The sequence below is a fragment of the Streptomyces sp. NPDC051452 genome (assembly GCF_044454765.1).
Taxonomy (GTDB): Bacteria; Actinomycetota; Actinomycetes; order Streptomycetales; family Streptomycetaceae; genus Streptomyces.
Map to the genome: position 1 here is coordinate 189,025 of NZ_JBITEB010000011.1, position 18,413 is coordinate 207,437.

General features: G+C 70.0%; 19 protein-coding genes. 4 read left to right on the forward strand and 15 right to left on the reverse strand.

Translation table 11 applies throughout. The features are described 5' to 3' along the window. Nucleotides 1-12 precede the first annotated feature (12 nt). The 11 genes from nuoK to ACIBA9_RS25040 all read right to left on the reverse strand — a co-directional run bounded on the left by nuoK (nucleotide 13) and on the right by ACIBA9_RS25040 (nucleotide 10,935). Nucleotides 13-312, reverse strand: a complete 300-nt coding sequence (nuoK, locus tag ACIBA9_RS24990; protein ID WP_362154940.1) for an NADH-quinone oxidoreductase subunit NuoK — start codon at nucleotides 310-312, stop codon at nucleotides 13-15. Continuing rightward, nucleotides 309-1,154 (reverse strand): NADH-quinone oxidoreductase subunit J, encoded by an 846-nt coding sequence (locus ACIBA9_RS24995; RefSeq protein WP_399366279.1) that lies wholly within the window; start codon nucleotides 1,152-1,154, stop codon nucleotides 309-311. Before ACIBA9_RS24995 ends, nuoK begins: the two co-directional genes overlap by 4 nt. Further along, nucleotides 1,151-1,792: an NADH-quinone oxidoreductase subunit NuoI gene (gene nuoI / locus ACIBA9_RS25000; RefSeq protein WP_399366281.1), complete on the reverse strand. Its 642-nt coding sequence runs from the start codon at nucleotides 1,790-1,792 to the stop codon at nucleotides 1,151-1,153. Before nuoI ends, ACIBA9_RS24995 begins: the two co-directional genes overlap by 4 nt. Continuing rightward, nucleotides 1,785-3,149 (reverse strand): NADH-quinone oxidoreductase subunit NuoH, encoded by a 1,365-nt coding sequence (nuoH, locus tag ACIBA9_RS25005; protein ID WP_399366283.1) that lies wholly within the window; start codon nucleotides 3,147-3,149, stop codon nucleotides 1,785-1,787. Before nuoH ends, nuoI begins: the two co-directional genes overlap by 8 nt. Next, nucleotides 3,146-5,650, reverse strand: a complete 2,505-nt coding sequence (locus ACIBA9_RS25010) for an NADH-quinone oxidoreductase subunit G (RefSeq protein ID WP_399366285.1) — start codon at nucleotides 5,648-5,650, stop codon at nucleotides 3,146-3,148. The genes nuoH and ACIBA9_RS25010 overlap by 4 nt, the downstream gene beginning before the upstream one ends. Then, nucleotides 5,647-6,996 (reverse strand): NADH-quinone oxidoreductase subunit NuoF, encoded by a 1,350-nt coding sequence (gene nuoF / locus ACIBA9_RS25015; RefSeq protein ID WP_399366287.1) that lies wholly within the window; start codon nucleotides 6,994-6,996, stop codon nucleotides 5,647-5,649. Before nuoF ends, ACIBA9_RS25010 begins: the two co-directional genes overlap by 4 nt. Beyond that, nucleotides 6,993-7,862, reverse strand: coding sequence for an NADH-quinone oxidoreductase subunit NuoE (gene nuoE, locus ACIBA9_RS25020; protein ID WP_362154925.1), 870 nt, complete (start codon nucleotides 7,860-7,862; stop codon nucleotides 6,993-6,995). The genes nuoF and nuoE overlap by 4 nt, the downstream gene beginning before the upstream one ends. Next, nucleotides 7,859-9,181 carry an NADH-quinone oxidoreductase subunit D gene (locus ACIBA9_RS25025; protein ID WP_362154923.1) on the reverse strand — a complete coding sequence of 441 codons (1,323 nt, stop codon included), beginning with the start codon at nucleotides 9,179-9,181 and terminating at the stop codon, nucleotides 7,859-7,861. Before ACIBA9_RS25025 ends, nuoE begins: the two co-directional genes overlap by 4 nt. Beyond that, nucleotides 9,178-9,915 carry an NADH-quinone oxidoreductase subunit C gene (locus ACIBA9_RS25030; RefSeq protein WP_399366430.1) on the reverse strand — a complete coding sequence of 246 codons (738 nt, stop codon included), beginning with the start codon at nucleotides 9,913-9,915 and terminating at the stop codon, nucleotides 9,178-9,180. The genes ACIBA9_RS25025 and ACIBA9_RS25030 overlap by 4 nt, the downstream gene beginning before the upstream one ends. A gap of 92 nt (nucleotides 9,916-10,007) precedes the next feature. Next, complete coding sequence (locus ACIBA9_RS25035; RefSeq protein WP_020941564.1) at nucleotides 10,008-10,562, reverse strand: NADH-quinone oxidoreductase subunit B family protein; 555 nt, start codon at nucleotides 10,560-10,562, stop codon at nucleotides 10,008-10,010. Nucleotides 10,563-10,575: 13 nt separating this feature from the next. Next, nucleotides 10,576-10,935 carry an NADH-quinone oxidoreductase subunit A gene (locus tag ACIBA9_RS25040; protein ID WP_003992243.1) on the reverse strand — a complete coding sequence of 120 codons (360 nt, stop codon included), beginning with the start codon at nucleotides 10,933-10,935 and terminating at the stop codon, nucleotides 10,576-10,578. Between the two features lie 743 nt (nucleotides 10,936-11,678). On the opposite strand from ACIBA9_RS25040, the gene ACIBA9_RS25045 reads away from it, so the two are divergent. Both ACIBA9_RS25045 and def read left to right on the forward strand, forming a co-directional pair. Then, entirely contained in the window at nucleotides 11,679-12,509 is an 831-nt protein-coding gene (locus tag ACIBA9_RS25045) for a C40 family peptidase (protein ID WP_399366290.1), read from the forward strand. A 229-nt stretch (nucleotides 12,510-12,738) separates the two neighbouring features. Further along, nucleotides 12,739-13,365: a peptide deformylase gene (gene def, locus ACIBA9_RS25050; protein WP_399366292.1), complete on the forward strand. Its 627-nt coding sequence runs from the start codon at nucleotides 12,739-12,741 to the stop codon at nucleotides 13,363-13,365. Nucleotides 13,366-13,412: 47 nt separating this feature from the next. Here the strand turns inward: def and ACIBA9_RS25055 are convergent, their stop codons facing one another. Further along, complete coding sequence (locus tag ACIBA9_RS25055; RefSeq protein WP_362154912.1) at nucleotides 13,413-14,696, reverse strand: geranylgeranyl reductase family protein; 1,284 nt, start codon at nucleotides 14,694-14,696, stop codon at nucleotides 13,413-13,415. 98 nt (nucleotides 14,697-14,794) lie between these two features. On the opposite strand from ACIBA9_RS25055, the gene ACIBA9_RS25060 reads away from it, so the two are divergent. Together ACIBA9_RS25060 and ACIBA9_RS25065 are read left to right on the forward strand one after the other, a co-directional pair. After that, nucleotides 14,795-15,313, forward strand: a complete 519-nt coding sequence (locus ACIBA9_RS25060; RefSeq protein WP_399366294.1) for a GNAT family N-acetyltransferase — start codon at nucleotides 14,795-14,797, stop codon at nucleotides 15,311-15,313. Between the two features lie 109 nt (nucleotides 15,314-15,422). Continuing rightward, nucleotides 15,423-15,731, forward strand: a complete 309-nt coding sequence (locus ACIBA9_RS25065) for a PASTA domain-containing protein (protein ID WP_362154908.1) — start codon at nucleotides 15,423-15,425, stop codon at nucleotides 15,729-15,731. On the opposite strand, the gene ACIBA9_RS25070 is transcribed toward ACIBA9_RS25065, so the two are convergent. From ACIBA9_RS25070 to mqnC, 3 genes are all read right to left on the reverse strand, one after another. After that, nucleotides 15,721-16,434: a demethylmenaquinone methyltransferase gene (locus ACIBA9_RS25070; RefSeq protein WP_399366297.1), complete on the reverse strand. Its 714-nt coding sequence runs from the start codon at nucleotides 16,432-16,434 to the stop codon at nucleotides 15,721-15,723. The genes ACIBA9_RS25065 and ACIBA9_RS25070 overlap by 11 nt on opposite strands. Nucleotides 16,435-16,558: 124 nt before the next feature. After that, nucleotides 16,559-17,158, reverse strand: a complete 600-nt coding sequence (locus ACIBA9_RS25075; protein WP_362154904.1) for a hypothetical protein — start codon at nucleotides 17,156-17,158, stop codon at nucleotides 16,559-16,561. Nucleotides 17,159-17,165: 7 nt separating this feature from the next. Further along, a complete protein-coding gene (gene mqnC / locus ACIBA9_RS25080) occupies nucleotides 17,166-18,380 on the reverse strand; it encodes a cyclic dehypoxanthinyl futalosine synthase (protein WP_393899618.1) in 1,215 nt (404 codons plus the stop codon). Between the last annotated feature and the right edge of the window lie 33 nt (nucleotides 18,381-18,413).

An 18,413-nucleotide genomic window follows, 5' to 3' on the forward strand; every position in this document is an offset into this window, starting at 1 on the left:
TCTTCCGACCCCTTACAGCTTCATCAGGCTGGCGTCGTCGACCGAGGCCGAGTGGCGGGCGCGGAACAGGGACACGATGATCGCGAGGCCCACCACGACCTCGGCGGCGGCGACGACCATCGTGAAGAAGGCGATGATCTGGCCGTCGAGGTTGCCGTGCATCCGGGAGAAGGTGACGAACGTGAGGTTGCAGGCGTTCAGCATCAGCTCGATGCACATGAAGACCACGATGGCGTTGCGGCGGATCAGGACGCCGGTCGCGCCGATCGTGAACAGCAGGGCGGCGAGGTAGAGGTAGTTGACCGGGTTCACTTCGACGCCTCCTCGGGCCGCTTGAACGTCGTCGGCTCGATCGTCGTGCGCTCCAGGCGCTCCTGCGCGCGCTGTTCCAGGGCGCGCAGGTCGTTGAGCGCCTCGGTGGACACGTCACGGACCTGGCCGCGCTCGCGCAGCGTCTTGCTGACCGTGAGCTCCGAGGGGGTGCCGTCGGGCAGCAGACCGGCGATGTCCACGGCGTTGTGCCGGGCATAGACACCCGGGGCGGGCAGCGGCGGGACGTTCACGCCCTCGCGGACGCGCCGCTCGGACAGCTCCCGCTGGGTCTCGGCGCGCTCGGTGCGCTCGCGATGGGTGAGCACCATGGCTCCGACGGCGGCCGTGATCAGCAGGGCGCCGGTGATCTCGAAGGCGAAGACGTACTTGGTGAAGATGAGGGAGGCGAGCCCCTCCACGTTGCCGTTCGCGTTCGCCTGCCCGATGCCGTCGAAGTCCTTCAGGGAGGCGTTGGCGATGCCGGCGAACAGCAGGACCCCGAAGCCGAGACCGCACACGAGGGCCAGCCAGCGCTGGCCCTTGATGGTCTCCTTCAGGGAGTCCGCGGCCGTGACGCCGACGAGCATCACCACGAACAGGAACAGCATCATGATCGCGCCGGTGTAGACGACGATCTGCACGATCCCCAGGAAGTAGGCGCCGTTGGCGAGGTAGAACACCGCCAGGACGATCATGGTTCCGGCGAGGCAGAGCGCGCTGTGCACCGCCCTGCGCATGAAGACGGTGCACAGGGCGCCGATCACCGCGACGGTGCCGAGGACCCAGAACTGGAAGGCCTCACCGGTGGAGGTGGTGTAGGCGGCGAGCTGCTGCGCGCTCATCGGTCGATCACCTTCTCCGAGGCCGGCTCGTCCTCGCCGAAGGTGGACGCCGCCTCCTGCACGACCTCGCCCTTGGAGACGGCGGTCTGCCGGACCGTACCGGGTGCCGCCTGGGTCACCAGGCCCCGGTAGTAGTCCTGTTCGTCCGTCCCCGGGAAGATGGCGTGGGGTGTGTCGACCATGCCGTCGTCGAGACCGGCGAGCAGCTGCTCCTTGGTGTAGATGAGGTTGGCGCGGCTGGAGTCCGCCAGCTCGAACTCGTTGGTCATCGTCAGCGCGCGCGTGGGGCACGCTTCGATGCAGAGCCCGCACAGGATGCAGCGGGCGTAGTTGATCTGGTAGACGCGGCCGTAGCGCTCGCCCGGCGAGTAGCGTTCCTCGTCGGTGTTGTCGGCGCCCTCCACGTAGATGGCGTCCGCGGGGCAGGCCCAGGCGCACAGCTCACAGCCGACGCACTTCTCCAGGCCGTCGGGATGGCGGTTGAGCTGGTGCCGTCCGTGGAACCGCGGAGCCGTGGTCTTCTTCTGCTCCGGGTACTGCTCGGTCAGACGCTTCTTGAACATGGCCTTGAAGGTCACGCCGAAGCCGGCGACGGGGTTCTGGAAACCGGGCTTGGTCTCCTTGGGTTCCTCAGCCATCGGACGCCTCCTTTCCATCCGTAGGTCCGTCACTGACAGTGTCCGACCCACCACTGACAATCAGCTCCCGCTCGCGGCGCGGGTGGCGCCTCGGCACCGCCGGGAGTTCCTGTCCGGGCAGCGGCGGTACGGGGAACCCGCCCGCCATCGGATCGAATGCGGGTTGCTCGACGGCGGCCTCGTCGGCCGACTTCGCCTTCTCGCGGAACATGTCGGCGACGAAGGAGATCACCAGCAGCGCGAGGACTCCGCCGCCGACATAGAGGCCGATGTCGGCGAAGCCGTAGTTCTCGTTGCGCAGCGCCCGCACCGTCGCCACGAGCATCAGCCAGGTCACCGAGACCGGGATGAGGACCTTCCAGCCGAGCTTCATCAGCTGGTCGTAGCGGACGCGGGGCAGCGTGCCGCGCAGCCAGATGAAGAAGAACAGCAGCAGCTGGACCTTGATCACGAACCAGAGCAGCGGCCACCAGCCGTGGTTGGCGCCCACCCAGAAGGTGCTGATCGGCCAGGGTGCCCGCCAGCCGCCGAGGAAGAGCGTCGTCGACACGGCGGAGACCGTCACCATGTTCACGTACTCGGCGAGCATGAACATCGCGAACTTGATCGAGGAGTACTCGGTGTTGAAACCGCCGACCAGGTCGCCCTCGGACTCCGGCATGTCGAAGGGGGCGCGGTTGGTCTCGCCGACCATCGTGACGATGTAGAGGATGAAGGAGACCGGCAGCAGCAGGATGTACCAGCGGTCGTGCTGCTGCTCCACGATCGTGGACGTCGACATCGACCCCGAGTAGAGGAACACGGACGCGAACGCGGCGCCCATGGCGATCTCGTAGGAGATCATCTGCGCGCACGAGCGCAGACCGCCCAGGAGCGGATAGGTCGATCCGGAGCTCCAGCCCGCCAGCACGATGCCGTAGATGCCGACCGAGGCGACGGCGAGGATGTACAGCATCGCGATCGGCAGGTCGGTGAGCTGCATCGTGGTGCGGTGGCCGAAGATCGAGATCTCGTTGCCGGCCGGGCCGAAGGGGATCACGGCGATGGCCATGAACGCCGGGATGGCGGCGACGACCGGCGCGAGGACGTAGACCACCTTGTCCGCGCGCTTGACGACGAGGTCTTCCTTGAGCATCAGCTTCACGCCGTCGGCGAGCGACTGGAGCATGCCCCAGGGGCCGTGCCGGTTGGGGCCGATGCGCAGCTGCATCCAGGCGACGACCTTGCGCTCCCAGACGATGGAGAACAGCACGGTCACCATCAGGAAGGCGAAGCAGAAGACGGCCTTGACGACGACCAGCCACCAGGGGTCGCGGCCGAACATCGAAAGGTCTTCAGCGGCGAGGTACGGGCTCATGCCTCCACCTCCTTGGGGGCCTGTTCGGCGCGTGCCGCCGGGCCGATGCGGACGAGGGAACCGGGCTGTGCGCCGGTGTCGGAGGCGACGCCGCCGCCGACGGAGTTCAGCGGCAGCCACACCACCCGGTCGGGCATCTCGGTGATCTGCAGCGGGAGTTCGACCGTGCCGACGGGGCCGGTGACCGCGAGGACACCGCCGTTGCCGACGCCCGCCTCGGCGGCCGTCGCGGCGGACACACGCGCGTGAGCGGCATGCCGGGTCCCGGCGAGCGCTTCGTCGCCCTCCTGCAGGACACCCTGGTCGAGCAGCAGCCGGTGTCCGGCGAGCACGGCCTCACCGGCGGCGGGGCGGGGCAGTGCGCCCGCGGACTCCACCGGTTCGGCGGCGCGTGGGCCGCCCCAGGCACCGAGCCGGTCGATCTCCGCGCGTGTGCTGCGCAGGTCCGGCAGACCCAGGTGGACGTCCATGGCGTCGGCGAGCATCTGCAGCACGCGCGCGTCGGTCGGTGCGAGCCGGCGGGTCATCTGCTCGGGTTTGAGGGCGGCCTCGAAGAAGCGGACACGGCCTTCCCAGTTGAGGAAGGTGCCCGCCTTCTCGGCGACCGCGGCGACCGGCAGGACGACGTCGGCGTGCTCGGTGACCTCGCTCGGCCGCAGCTCCAGCGAGACCAGGAAGCCCACACTGCGCAGGGCCTCACGGGCGCGTGCCGGGTCGGGCAGGTCGGCGACCTCCACGCCGGCGACCACCAGGGCCGACAGTTCGCCGGTGGCGGCGGCCTCGACGATCTGGTGGGTGTCGCGACCGTGGCGCGCGGGCAGTTCGGCCAGCCCCCACACGGCGGCGACCTCCTCCCGCGCGCGCGGGTCGGTCGCCGGGCGGCCGCCCGGCAGCAGCGACGGCAGCGCGCCCGCCTCGACCGCGCCGCGTTCACCCGCGCGGCGCGGGATCCACGCCAGGTGGGCGCCGATCGCGGTGGCGGCGCGTACGGCGGCCGTGAGCCCGCCCGCGACCGACGCGAGCCGTTCGCCCACGACGATGACCGCGCCCGTTTCGCGCAGTGCCTCGGCGGCGTGCGCGCCGTCGCCCTCCAGGCCGACGCCGCTCGCGAGGGCGTCCAGCCACTCGGGCTCGGTGCCCGGCGCGGCCGGCAGCAGGACACCGCCCGCCTTCTCCAGGCCCCGGGTGGCGTGCGTGGCCAGCGAGAACACCCGCTGCTTGCGTTTGCGCCAGGCCTTGCGCAGCCGCAGGAAGACGCCGGGCGCCTCCTCCTCCGACTCGAACCCGACGAGCAGGACGGCGGGCGCCTGCTCCAGGGAGGTGTACGTGACACCCGTACCGTCGAGGTCGCGGCCGCGGCCCGCCACGCGGGCCGCGAGGAAGTCGGTCTCCTCGGCGCTGTGCACGCGCGCGCGGAAGTCGATGTCGTTGGTGTCGAGCGCCACGCGCGTGAACTTGCTGTACGCGTAGGCGTCCTCGACGGTCAGCCGGCCGCCGAGGAGGACACCGGCCCGGGAGCGGGCGGCGCCCAGCCCCCGCGCGGCCGCCTCCAGCGCCTCCGGCCAGGAAGCGGCCTGCAGGACACCGTCGGCGTTGCGCACCAGGGGCGTCTGCAGCCGGTCCTTCTGCTGCGCGTACCGGAACGCGAAGCGTCCCTTGTCGCACAACCACTCCTCGTTGACCTCGGGGTCGTCGGCCGCTAGGCGGCGCATGACCTTGCCGCGCCGGTGGTCGGTGCGGGTCGCGCAGCCGCCCGCGCAGTGCTCGCAGACCGACGGCGAGGAGACGAGGTCGAAGGGGCGGGAGCGGAACCGGTACGCCGCCGAGGTCAGGGCGCCCACCGGGCAGATCTGGATGGTGTTGCCGGAGAAGTACGACTCGAACGGGTCGCCCTCGCCGATGCCGACCTGCTGGAGTGCGCCCCGCTCGATCAGCTCGATCATCGGGTCGCCGGCGATCTGGTTGGAGAAGCGGGTGCAGCGGGCGCACAGCACGCACCGCTCGCGGTCGAGCAGCACCTGGGTGGAGATCGGTACCGGCTTCTCGTAGGTGCGCTTCTTGCCGTCGAAGCGGGACTCGGCGTTGCCGTGCGACATGGCCTGGTTCTGCAACGGGCACTCGCCGCCCTTGTCGCAGACGGGACAGTCCAGCGGGTGGTTGATGAGCAGCAGCTCCATCACCCCGTGCTGGGCCTTCTCGGCGACCGGGGAGGTGAGCTGGGTCTTCACGACCATGCCGTCGGTGCACGTGATGGTGCAGGACGCCATCGGCTTGCGCTGGCCCTCGACCTCGACGATGCACTGCCGGCAGGCGCCGGCCGGGTCGAGCAGGGGGTGGTCGCAGAACCGCGGGATCTCGATGCCGAGCTGCTCGGCGGCCCGGATGACCAGGGTGCCCTTGGGCACGCTGAGTTCGGCGCCGTCGATCGTCAGCGTGACGAGGTCTTCCGGCGGGACCGCCGCCTCGCCCCCTCCGGAGGGAGCGCTGGTGGTCACGGTCATGCGTTCACCTCCGGGCGATCCGCCCAGGCCGTCGACTTGGTCGGGTCGAAGGGGCAGCCCCGGCCCGTGATGTGCTGCTCGTACTCCTCGCGGAAGTACTTCAGCGAGGAGAAGATCGGTGAGGCCGCGCCGTCGCCGAGGGCGCAGAAGGACTTGCCGTTGATGTTGTCGGCGATGTCGTTCAGCTTGTCGAGGTCGGACATGACGCCCTTGCCGGCCTCGATGTCGCGCAGCAACTGCACCAGCCAGTACGTCCCTTCACGGCACGGCGTGCACTTGCCGCAGGACTCGTGCGCGTAGAACTCGGTCCAGCGGGTGACCGCCCGCACGACGCAGGTCGTCTCGTCGAAGCACTGCAGCGCCTTGGTCCCGAGCATGGAACCGGCGGCGCCCACTCCTTCGTAGTCGAGGGGGACGTCGAGGTGCTCGTCGGTGAACATCGGCGTCGAGGAGCCGCCCGGTGTCCAGAACTTGAGGCGGTGCCCGGTCCGCATGCCGCCGCTCATGTCGAGGAGCTGGCGGAGGGTGATGCCGAGCGGCGCCTCGTACTGGCCGGGGCTCGCCACATGGCCGCTGAGCGAGTAGAGCGTGAAGCCCGGGGACTTCTCGCTGCCCATCGACCTGAACCAGTCCTTGCCGTTCTTCAGGATGGCGGGAACCGACGCGATGGACTCGACGTTGTTCACCACAGTGGGACAGGCATACAGGCCTTCCACCGCAGGGAAGGGGGGACGGAGCCGCGGTTGACCCCGGCGGCCTTCGAGCGAGTCGAGCAGCGCGGTCTCCTCACCGCAGATGTACGCGCCGGCGCCCGCGTGCACGGTGATGTCGAGATCGAGCCCGCTGCCCAGGATGTTCTCGCCGAGGTAGCCCGCCGCGTAGGCCTCGCGCACGGCCTCGTGCAACCGCCTCAGTACAGGGACGACTTCACCACGCAGATAGATGAAGGCATGCGACGAACGGATGGCATAGCAGGCGATCACCATGCCCTCGATGAGGCTATGCGGGTTCGCGAAGAGGAGCGGGATGTCCTTGCAGGTCCCGGGCTCCGACTCGTCGGCGTTGACAACTAGATAGTGCGGTTTTCCATCACCCTGCGGGATGAACTGCCACTTCATCCCCGTCGGGAATCCCGCGCCGCCGCGCCCGCGCAGACCGGAGTCCTTGACGTACGCGATCAGGTCGTCCGGTGACATGGCGAGCGCCTTGCGCAGCCCCTCGTATCCCTCGTGCCTCCGGTAGACGTCCAAAGACCAGGACCGGTCCTCGTCCCAGAAGGCCGACAGCACGGGTGCGAGCAGTTTCTCGGGGCTCGGGTCCTTGATTTCGGCTGCCACGCTCATCACTCCCCCTCCTCGGCGGTAGGCCCTGCCGGGTGGGCGGGGTCGGAGGCCGATGTGTCCTGCGGCGCGTCATGAGAACTGAGGTGCTCGGCGGGCGACGGCTCGTGCACCCGGTCCTGCGGTTCGTCATGCGGACCGCCGTCGCGCGGATGGACCACGCGCGCGGGTGCGGCTTCTCCCCTTGCCAGGCGAAGGCCCACCAGCGACGCCGGTCCCGCACTGCCGCCCTCCTCGACGGCCCCGGGCCGCTCGTCGGGGAAGCCGGCCAGGACCCGCGCGGTCTCCTTGAAGGTGCACAGCCGGGCCCCGCGCGTGGGCTGCACGGGCCGCCCCGCGCGCAGGTCGTCGACCAGGCGCTTGGCGCTGGCCGGGCTCTGGTTGTCGAAGAACTCCCAGTTGACCATCACGACGGGGGCGAAGTCGCAGGCCGCGTTGCACTCGATGTGCTCCAGCGTGACCAGGCCGTCGTCGGTGGTCTCGCCGTTGCCGACGCCCAGGTGCTCCTGGAGGGTCTCGAAGATCGCGTCGCCGCCCATCACCGCGCACAGCGTGTTGGTGCACACGCCGACCTGGTAGTCACCGGACGGCTTGCGCCGGTACATGGTGTAGAAGGTGGCGACGGCGGTGACCTCGGCCGTGGTCAGGGACAGCATGTCCGCGCAGAACCGCATTCCGGTGCGCGTGACGTGTCCCTCCTCCGCCTGCACGAGGTGGAGCAGCGGCAGCAGGGCGGATCGGGAGTCCGGGTAGCGCGCGATCACTTCGCGCGCGTCCGCCTCCAGCCGGGCCCGGACCTCGTCCGGGTACGCGGGCGCGGGCAGTTCGGGCATGCCCAGGCTGACGCCGCGCTCCGAAGAACTGGTGGTCACCGGTCGACGCCTCCCATCACGGGGTCGATGGACGCGACGGCGACGATGACGTCGGCGACCTGGCCGCCCTCGCACATCGCCGCCATGGCCTGCAGGTTGGTGAAGGACGGGTCGCGGAAGTGGACCCGGTAGGGGCGGGTGCCGCCGTCGGAGACGGCGTGCGCCCCGAGTTCGCCCTTGGGCGACTCGACGGCCGCGTACGCCTGTCCCGGCGGGACGCGGAAGCCCTCGGTGACCAGCTTGAAGTGGTGGATCAGGGCCTCCATGGAGGTGCCCATGATCTTCTTGATGTGGTCGAGGGAGTTGCCGAGCCCGTCCGGTCCCAGAGCGAGCTGGGCGGGCCAGGCGATCTTCTTGTCGGCGACCATGACCGGGCCGGGCTGGAGCCGGTCCAGGCACTGCTCGACGATCCTGAGCGACTGGTGCATCTCCTCCAGGCGGATCAGGAAGCGGCCGTAGGCGTCGCAGGTGTCGGCGGTCGGGACGTCGAAGTCGTACGTCTCGTAGCCGCAGTAGGGCTGCGACTTGCGCAGGTCGTGCGGGAGGCCGGTGGAGCGCAGGATGGGGCCGGTCACGCCGAGGGCCATGCAGCCGGCCAGGTCGAGGTAGCCGATGTCCCGCATACGGGCCTTGAAGACGGGGTTCCCGGTGGCGAGCTTGTCGTACTCCGGGAGGTTCCTCTTCATCTTCTTCACGAACTCGCGGATCTGGTCCACCGCGCCGGGCGGCAGGTCCTGGGCGAGTCCGCCGGGGCGGATGTAGGCGTGGTTCATCCGCAGGCCGGTGATGAGCTCGTAGAGGTCGAGAATCATTTCACGATCACGGAACCCGTAGATCATGATCGTGGTCGCGCCCAGCTCCATGCCGCCGGTGGCGATGCACACCAGGTGGGAGGAGAGCCGGTTCAGCTCCATCAGGAGCACCCGGATGATCTCGGCGCGCTCGGTGATCTCGTCCTCGATGCCGAGGAGCTTCTCGACGGCGAGACAGTAGGCGGTCTCGTTGAAGAAGGACGTCAGGTAGTCCATGCGCGTGACGAAGGTGGTGCCCTGCGTCCACGTGCGGTACTCGAGGTTCTTCTCGATGCCGGTGTGCAGATAGCCGATGCCACAGCGGGCCTCGGTGACCGTCTCGCCGTCGATCTCCAGGATCAGGCGGAGCACTCCGTGGGTGGACGGGTGCTGGGGACCCATGTTGACGACGATGCGCTCGTCGTCGGCGCGGGCCGCGGACTGGACGACCTCGTCCCAGTCGCCACCGGTGACCGTGTAGACGGTGCCCTCGGTGGTCTCGCGGGCGGATGCTGACTGCGTGCTCACGAGTACGACCTCCGCTGGTCCGGAGCCGGGATCTGGGCGCCCTTGTACTCGACGGGGATGCCGCCGAGGGGGTAGTCCTTGCGCTGCGGGTGGCCCTGCCAGTCGTCCGGCATCATGATCCGCGTCAGGGCCGGGTGACCGTCGAAGACGATCCCGAAGAAGTCGTAGGTCTCGCGCTCGTGCCAGTCGTTGGTCGGGTAGACCGGGACCAGGGACGGGATGCGCGGGTCGCTGTCGGGAGCGCTGACTTCCAGGCGGATCAGGCGGTTGTGGGTGATCGAGCGCAGGTGGTAGACGGCGTGCAGCTCGCGTCCCTTGTCGTGCGGGTAGTGGACGCCGCTGACGCCGGTGCACAGTTCGAAGCGCAGGGCCGGGTCGTCGCGCAGGGTGCGGGCGACGCGGACCAGGTGCTCGCGCTCGATGTGGAAGGTGAGCTCGGCACGGTCGACGACCGTCTTCTCGATGGCGCTGTCGGGGAGGAGGCCCTGCTCCTCCAGAGCGCCTTCCAGTTCGTCGGCGACCTCGTCGAACCAGCCGCCGTAGGGGCGGGTCGCCGGCCCGGGGAGCCGGACCGAGCGGACCAGGCCGCCGTAGCCGGAGGTGTCGCCGCCGGCCGTGGCGCCGAACATGCCGTGCTGGACGCGGATCTCCTCGCCGCCCTGGCCGCGCTGGCCGGGGAGGTTGGAGGCGGCGAGGTCCTTCTCGGGGTTCACCCCGTTCGCGGAGCCGTTCACCCCGTTCGCGGAGCCGTTCACCCCGTTCGCCCCGTTCCCGGAGCCGTTCACCCCGCCGGTGCCCTTGGCGCCGTTGGCGCCGTTCGCGTCGCTCACCGCAGCAGCCCCTTCATCTCGATCGTGGGCAGGGCCTTGAGCGCCGCCTCCTCCGCCTCGCGGGCCGCTTCCTCGGCGTTCACGCCGAGCTTGGAGGACTGGATCTTCTGGTGGAGCTTGAGGATCGCGTCCATCAGCATCTCGGGGCGGGGCGGGCAGCCGGGCAGATAGATGTCGACCGGCACGATGTGGTCGACGCCCTGGACGATGGCGTAGTTGTTGAACATGCCGCCCGAGGAGGCGCAGACGCCCATGGAGATCACCCACTTCGGGGCGGGCATCTGGTCGTAGACCTGCCGCAGGACGGGCGCCATCTTCTGGCTGACCCGGCCGGCGACGATCATCAGGTCCGCCTGGCGCGGTGAGCCGCGGAAGACCTCCATGCCGAAGCGTGCGAGGTCGTACCGGCCGGCACCGGTGGTCATCATCTCGATGGCGCAGCAGGCTAGGCCGAAGGTGGCCGGGAAGACGGACGCCTTGCGCACCCACCCCGCGGCCTGCTCGACGGTGGTCAGCAGGAAGCCGCTCGGCAGCTTTTCTTCGAGTCCCATGTCTAAAGGCCCCTCAGTCCCATTCCAGGCCGCCGCGCCGCCATACGTACGCGTATGCGACGAAGACGGTGAGCACGAAGAGCAGCATCTCCACGAGCCCGAAGATCCCCAGGGCGTCGAAGGTGACGGCCCAGGGGTAGAGGAAGACGATCTCGATGTCGAAGACGATGAAGAGCATCGCCGTCAGGTAGTACTTGATGGGGAAGCGCCCGCCGCCGGCCGGCGTGGGGGTCGGCTCGATGCCGCACTCGTAGGCCTCGAGCTTGGCGCGGTTGTACCGCTTCGGACCGATCAGCGTGGCCATGACCACGGAGAAGATCGCAAAGCCTGCCCCGAGGGCTCCCAGTACGAGGATGGGCGCATACGCGTTCACCGCTCCTCGCTCCTCTCAGTCGGCGCTGACTGCTGGCGGTTGTGCTGGGCTCACACCCGCCCCACCGGTCCCACGAGCACCGCTCGTCCCGGCGAAGATCGAGAACATGTGAAGCAGGTCACAAGCCCAACTGCCTCGCATCTTATGCCTGCCGCTCTGTGATCTGCGACACGGGGTATTGCACAAGCTTTGTGATCTCCACCACCTGACGAAGGATCATGAAGTCGGATGATGAGTGATCTTCATACTCGAAGCGTTCAGTTGATCACCAGAAGTGACATTTCCGCTTGTCACCGCAGGCCAGAAGGGTCGTCTCAATATCAAGAGAGTTCCGTTGCATGCAAATTGGCGTTGGACGAGGGCTCCTGATAGTGCGCGGCGTTCACACCTCCGAGGGAGGGGAAGGCGGGGTGTGGACGCCGGTCCGGGCGCGTGCGCGCGTTCACGAGCTCCGCGCGCCCCGGACGCCACCCCTCCGGTAATCGTTCCGTGACCTCCACCACACCGGCGAGAGGTGTCCGGGAACCGGGCTTGGCCAACCATCCCAACCAGTGGTAGGCGTGGGGCAATTCGGGCGTAATGATCAAAGACCGTGATCAAGGCCTTGATCGCCGCAGTCCACAATGTCCGTTACGGCGTCAATAAAGAGCGACACGCCCGGGATTAGGGGCGTCGGCTGAACAACTGTGGCGCAGCACACGTTTCTTGAAGATATGAAGGAGACCCTGGTACCGGTTATTCCCATGCCCCACACCGCTCACATACGCAGCCACCGGAAGCCCCGCCGCAGCGCGTCGACCCTCGCGATGCGGGCCGGAGTCGCCGGTGGCGTCCTCGGCACCCTGGCAGTCGCCGGGGCGTCTGGTTCGGCGAACGCTGCCGAGCCGGTGACGCAGACCCTCGAACTGCCCACCCTGACGGCCGACCTGGCCGCTCAGGCGGCCCAGTCCGCGGACGCCACGCAGCAGGCCGCCTCGAACTACCAGCTGCAGGCCGAGCGCGACGCGGCCGCCGCAAAGGCCGCGAAGCAGGCCAAGGCGGACCTCGCCGAGGCGAAGCAGAAGGCCGCGGAGGCCAAGAAGAAGGCCCAGGAGGCCGCCCGCAAGGCTGCCGCCGCGCACGCCTCCCGCAGTGCGGAGCGCACGACGCTGTCCACCACGGCGAGCACCGGCACCGCCACCGGCTCCGACACGACCTCCACGAGCACGTCCACGGCCACCGGTTCGGCCGCGGCCGTCATCAGCTTCGTCAAGGCGCAGGTCGGCAAGGCGTACGTCTCCGGCGCCACCGGCCCCTCCGCCTACGACTGCTCCGGCCTGGTGCAGACGGCGTTCAAGCAGATCGGCATCAGCCTGCCGCGCGTCTCCCAGGACCAGTCGACCGCCGGGACCCAGGTGGGCCTGAGCAACCTGCAGCCGGGCGACATCCTGTACTGGGGCAGTGCGGGCAGCGCGTACCACGTGGGCGTGTACGTGGGCGACGGCATGTTCGTCGGCGCCCAGAACCCCTCCACGGGCGTCGTGGAGCGTCCGCTGTCGTACGACCCGCCCACCGGCGCCGTGCGGGTGCTCTGAGCGCTCCTCGCACCATCCACGCGCGTAGGGCCGCAGCCGTTCCGGGCAGCGGCCCTTGCGCCGTTCCCGCGCCGCGCGGCCGGGGTGCCCAGCCCCGCCGCCCCGGCTCGCGGTGTCTTCGGACGGTCCGGCACGCCCCTTCGCCGGACCGCCCGCCTCGCGTCCCGCCTGCCATGCTCGGCTCGGGCCGCCGGCCGGCGGCCCGTCCGCGAGCGAAGGAGACAGCGCGATGCCACGTGTGTTCGTGCAGGGAAGCCCCGTCGACCGGTTCCCCCGGTACGCGCCCGAGGCCGGGCGCGGCATGGTGCGCCGCATCACCGAGGTCGGCGAGGAGGTGCTGCACAGGCCGTGCCGTGACGTCACGGAGTTCGGGCCCGACCTCGCCGCGCTGATCGACGACATGTTCCGCACCCTGTACGTCGCCGAGGGCGCGGGGCTGGCGGCCAATCAGGTGGGGGTCGATCTACGCCTGTTCGTGTACGACTGCCTCGATGACGAAGGAATCCGGCATGTCGGACACCTTGTCAATCCGGTGCTTCGGACGCGGTCGAGCGGGCGACGGCTGCTGGACGAGGGCGAAGGCTGCCTGTCGGTGCCGGGCGCCGTGATGGCCGTGGCGCGGCCGGACCGGGCCGTCGTGTGCGGGCAGGACAAGGACGGCGCCGCGCTGGCCGTCGAGGGTTCGGGGTACTTCGCGCGCTGCCTGGCCCACGAGACCGACCACACCGAGGGGCGCCTCTACCTGGACCGGCTCTCCAAGCGGGAGAAAAAGGACGCCCTGGGGCAGATGGCGGCCCGGCGTGACGAGGTGCTCGCCCGCCGGGCCGTCAGAGCCGGCAATCCTGCCGGGACCTGACCGGCTCCCGGGACCTGGCCGGGATCCGGCCGGGTCCCGGGGAAAGTTCACGCCTTCGGGGTCACCTTGGTGAGGCCGTTGATGATGCGGTCCATCGCGTCGCCGCCGGTGGGGTCGGTGAGGTTGGCCAGCAGCTTCAGGGTGAACTTCATCAGCAGCGGATGCGTCAGGCCGCGCTGCGCGGCGATCTGCATGACCTTCGGGTTGCCGATGAGCTTCACGAACGCGCGGCCCAGGTTGTAGTAGCCGCCGTAGGTGTCCTTCAGGACGCGCGGGTAGCGCTGGAGGGCGATCTCGCGCTGGGCGGGCGTGGCCCGCGCGTGGGCCTGCACGATGACGTCGGCGGCGATCTGGCCGGACTCCATGGCGTAGGCGATGCCCTCGCCGTTGAAGGGGTTCACCAGGCCGCCGGCGTCGCCGACGAGCAGCAGGCCCTTGGTGTAGTGCGGCTGGCGGTTGAAGGCCATGGGCAGCGCGGCACCGCGGATGGGGCCGGTCATGTTCTCGGGGGTGTAGCCCCAGTCCTCCGGCATGGAGGCGCACCAGGCCTTGAGCACCTCGCGCCAGTCCAGCTCCTTGAAGGAGGCGGAGGTGTTGAGCACGCCCAGGCCGACGTTGGACGTGCCGTCGCCCATGCCGAAGACCCAGCCGTAGCCGGGCAGCAGGCGGTCCTGGGCGCCGCGCCGGTCCCACAGTTCCAGCCAGGACTCCAGGTAGTCGTCGTCGTGGCGGGGGGAGGTGAAGTAGGTGCGCACCGCGACGCCCATGGGGCGGTCCTCGCGGCGGTGCAGGCCCATCGCCAGGGAGAGGCGGGTGGAGTTGCCGTCGGCGGCGACGACGAGCGGCGCGCGGAAGGTGACCTCGCGCTTCTCCTCGCCGAGCCTGGCGGTCACACCGGTGATGCGGCCGGTGCGGTCGTCCACGACCGGCGCGCCCACGTTGCAGCGCTCGAACAGGCGGGCGCCGGCCTTCTGGGCGTTGCGGGCGAGCTGTTCGTCGAAGTCGTCGCGCTTGCGGACCAGCCCGTAGTTCGGAAAGGAGGCGAGATCCGGCCAGTCGAGCTGGAGCCGGGAGCCGCCGCCGATGATGCGCAGGCCCTTGTTGCGCAGCCAGCCGGCCTCTTCGGAGATGTCGATGCCCATGGCGACGAGCTGCTTGACCGCGCGGGGGGTGAGGCCGTCGCCGCAGACCTTCTCGCGCGGGAACTCGGTCTTCTCCAGGAGGAGGACGTCGAGGCCGGCCTGGGCGAGGTGGTACGCGGTGGTGGAGCCGGCTGGCCCCGCGCCTACGACGATCACATCGGCGGTGTTGTCGGAGAGGGGCTCGGTCACGGCGGGATCTCCCCAGGATTCGGAAACTGCGTGCCGACCGGCACTGGACAGAGGCAGTCTATTCAGCAGACTTGATCACCCGGCTGAAGGGCTGTCCTGTGAACCGACCCCTCCCCGCGGTACGGCTGCGCGTCCCCACGCACGAGGACGCGGTCGCCTGGCACCGGGTCTTCGGCGACCCCGAGGTCATGGAGTTCTACGGCGGCCGTCCCGCGGCTCTGTCGGTCTACGAGGAACTCACCGCGCGGCAGCGGCGGCACGACGCGGTGCACGGCTTCTGCCTGTGGACGATGCTGGACGCGTCGGACGAGGTCATCGGCTTCACCGGCGCGCAGCCCTGGCGGCCGGACTGGGGACCGGTCGGCGAGACGGAGATCGGCTGGCGGCTCGGCCGGGCGCACTGGGGCAAGGGGTATGTCACTGCGGCGGCGCTGGAGACGCTGCGGCGGGTGCGGCGGGCGGGGACGCCGGGTGTGGTGGCGATGGTCCGGCCGGGCAACGCGCGGTCGATCGCGGTGGCCCGGCGCCTCGGCATGGAGCCGGCGGAGACCTATGAACACCCCACCCTGAACGAGCCGGCGCTCTGTTTCCGGCTCGCTTTCGACCACGCAGAGTAGTCACCTGTCACAGATAGCCACGAATACCTTCCGGCCGGGGCGCGCGGGAGTTACGCTTCCAGTACCGCTGGGGGTGACATCTGTGCATATACCGCCGCAAACACCCGAAGTGCGCGTTCCGCGTCTGGTCGGCCTGATGGCTGTGGACGCGCGCGAGACGGCCCGGGCGCGGGGCCTGTTCCTCAACGCGCCGGACCGCCCGGATTTCCCTCGCACGGTCGTCGAGTACGTCGTACGCCAGTATCCGCAGCCCGGGGCCGAGGTGCCGCCGGACTCGATGGTGTACGTGTGGTTCGACTTCGGTGAGGGCGACGGCGGAGGAGGCGTGCGCGAACCGCGGGTCCCGCGACCGCCCGCCGGCGGACTCCAGCGCGAACTCGGCGAGCCGGGCGACGCCTTCGAGGTGATCAACCGCTGAGAGGAGCCTGGCTCTCCTTGTAGCCCCGGTGCAGCGCGACGACACCGCCGGTGAGGTTGCGCCACGCCACCTTCGACCAGCCCGCCTTGCGCAGCCGCTCGGCGAGAGCGGGCTGGTCGGGCCAGGCGCGGATGGACTCGGCGAGGTAGACGTAGGCGTCGGGGCTGGAGGACACCGCGCGCGCGACCGACGGGAGCGCCCGCATCAGGTACTCGGTGTAGACGGTCCGGAAGGGCGCCCAGGTGGGGTGCGAGAACTCGCAGATCACCACGCGCCCGCCGGGCCGGGTCACCCGGTACATCTCGCGCAGGGCCGCGTCCGTGTCCTGGACGTTGCGCAGCCCGAAGGAGATCGTGACGGCGTCGAAGGTGTCGTCCTTGAACGGCAGCCGCGTCGCGTCGCCGGCCGTGAACGGCAGCCAGTCGTGGTTCTTCTTGCCGACCTGGAGCATCCCGAGGGAGAAGTCGCAGGGGACGACGTACGCGCCCGTACGCGCGAAGGGCAGCGAGGAGGTCGCCGTGCCGGCGGCGAGGTCGAGGACCTTCTGCGCGGGGCGCGCGTCGACCGCCTTCGCCACCTCCTTGCGCCAGCGCCGGTCCTGGCCGAGTGACAGCACGTCGTTCGTCAGGTCGTACCGTTCCGCCACGTCGTCGAACATCGAGGCGACTTCGTGCGGCTGCTTGTTCAGGGAAGCGCGGGTCACCCGGCCATTGTTGCAGCCCGGCTCTGCGGGCTCCGTCCGGGCCGTGTTCCGGCGGGGCGCGCGATCGGGGCGGGGCGCGCGATCGGGAGCGAGGCGCGCCAGGACATCCGTCCGTGGGACCGCCCTAGCGCGCCCGGTACACCAGGCGGCCGCCGATCACGGTCGCCACGCAGGTTCCGGCGCCGCGTCGGACGAGTTCGGCGCGGTCCGCGACGTCGAACACGGCGAACCGTGCCGGGCCGCCCGGTACGAGCCGGGGCAGCAGGATCAGGGGGACCGGGGACAGCGCCGCCGGGCCCGGGAGCCGGTCGGGCCGCCGCCCGACCGCGAGTCCGGCCCTGCGCACGGTGTCGACCACGGCCGGCGAGCGCAGTTCCCCGGCGACCGCCACCGTGCCGTGCGCCAGCATCCGCTGCACCCCGCGGCGCGCACTCGCGCCGAGGCGTGCGGGGTCGCCACGGAAGATCTCCCGCGCCCGCGCGCCCGTGAGGGGCTCGGTGCCGAGCGTGCCGGCCTCGCGCGGGTCGGGGTGGTAGGTGGCCTCCAGCAGCTCCGGGGCGTACGGGTTCAGCAGCCCCGGGGTGAGGATGCCGGGCCAGCGCCGGACTCGCGCCCGGGGCTCGGCGGCGGCCAGTTCCTCGTAGGGGCCGACGGCGGCGATGGCCGCGCCGTCGACCAGGACAGCCGCCTCCTCGGACCGCTCGGCGACGTGAAGGGTCAGCACGCGAGGCTCAGTTGGTGCTCAGCAGCTTCAGCTCGGGGTGGGCGGTGCCACCCTCGATGGCCGTGGAGGAGATGTGGGAGACCACGCGGTCGTCGACGGGGTCGTTCGCCGGGTCGTCGTGCACGACGAGGTGCTCGTACGTCGTGGCACGCTGCGCCGGGACGCGGCCCGCCTTGCGGATCAGGTCGATGATCTCCAGGCGGTTCGAGCGGTGCTTGGCACCCGCCGAGGAGACGACGTTCTCCTCCAGCATGATCGAGCCGAGGTCGTCGGCGCCGTAGTGCAGGGACAGCTGGCCGACCTCCTTGCCCGTGGTCAGCCAGGAACCCTGGATGTGCCGGACGTTGTCGAGGAAGAGGCGGGCGATCGCGATCATCCGCAGGTACTCGAAGAGGGTCGCCTGGGTGCGGCCCTTGAGGTGGTTGTTCTCCGGCTGGTAGGTGTACGGAATGAAGGCGCGGAAGCCGCCCGTACGGTCCTGCACGTCCCGGATCATGCGCAGGTGCTCGATGCGCTCGGCGTTGGTCTCGCCGGTACCCATCAGCATGGTGGAGGTGGACTCCACGCCCAGCCGGTGCGCGGCCTCCATGATCTCCAGCCAGCGCTCGCCGCTCTCCTTCAGCGGGGCGATGGCCTTGCGCGGGCGCTCGGGGAGCAGTTCGGCGCCGGCGCCGGCGAAGGAGTCGAGGCCGGCCTCGTGGATCCGGGTGATGGCCTCCTCGACCGACACGCCGGAGATCCGGGCCATGTGCTCGACCTCGGACGCGCCCAGCGAGTGGATCACCAGCTGCGGGAAGGCGTCCTTGATGGCCTTGAAGTGCCGCTCGTAGTACTCGACGCCGTAGTCCGGGTGGTGGCCGCCCTGGAACATGATCTGAGTGCCGCCCAGTTCGACGGTCTCCGCGCACCGGCGCAGGATGTCGTCGAGGTCGCGGGTCCAGCCCTTGGCGGTGTCCTTGGGGGCCGCGTAGAAGGCGCAGAACTTGCACGCCGTGACACACACGTTCGTGTAGTTGATGTTGCGCTCGATGATGTACGTCGCGATGTGCTCGATGCCGGCGTACTTGCGGCGGCGTACGGCGTCGGCGGCGGCGCCCAGAGCGTGCAGCGGGGCGTCCCGGTAGAGGACGAGCGCTTCCTCGGGGGTGATGCGTCCGCCCGCCGCGGCTCGGTCGAGGACGGCTGTGACATCAACGGATGCGAGGTCGGCCTTCTCGGTCACCGGGCGTCCCTTTCGTCAAGGGTGTGGACGGAC

Excerpts from the sequence above, each read along its gene's own strand:
- def (WP_399366292.1), top strand. The coding sequence starts at position 12,739 with ATGCCACGTGTGTTCGTGCAGGGAAGCCCCGTCGACCGGTTCCCCCGG.
- ACIBA9_RS25035 (WP_020941564.1), bottom strand. The coding sequence starts at position 10,562 with ATGGGACTCGAAGAAAAGCTGCCGAGCGGCTTCCTGCTGACCACCGTC.
- nuoH (WP_399366283.1), bottom strand. The coding sequence starts at position 3,149 with ATGAGCCCGTACCTCGCCGCTGAAGACCTTTCGATGTTCGGCCGCGAC.
- ACIBA9_RS25010 (WP_399366285.1), bottom strand. The coding sequence starts at position 5,650 with ATGACCGTGACCACCAGCGCTCCCTCCGGAGGGGGCGAGGCGGCGGTC.
- ACIBA9_RS24995 (WP_399366279.1), bottom strand. The coding sequence starts at position 1,154 with ATGAGCGCGCAGCAGCTCGCCGCCTACACCACCTCCACCGGTGAGGCC.
- ACIBA9_RS25045 (WP_399366290.1), top strand. The coding sequence starts at position 11,679 with ATGCCCCACACCGCTCACATACGCAGCCACCGGAAGCCCCGCCGCAGC.
- nuoI (WP_399366281.1), bottom strand. The coding sequence starts at position 1,792 with ATGGCTGAGGAACCCAAGGAGACCAAGCCCGGTTTCCAGAACCCCGTC.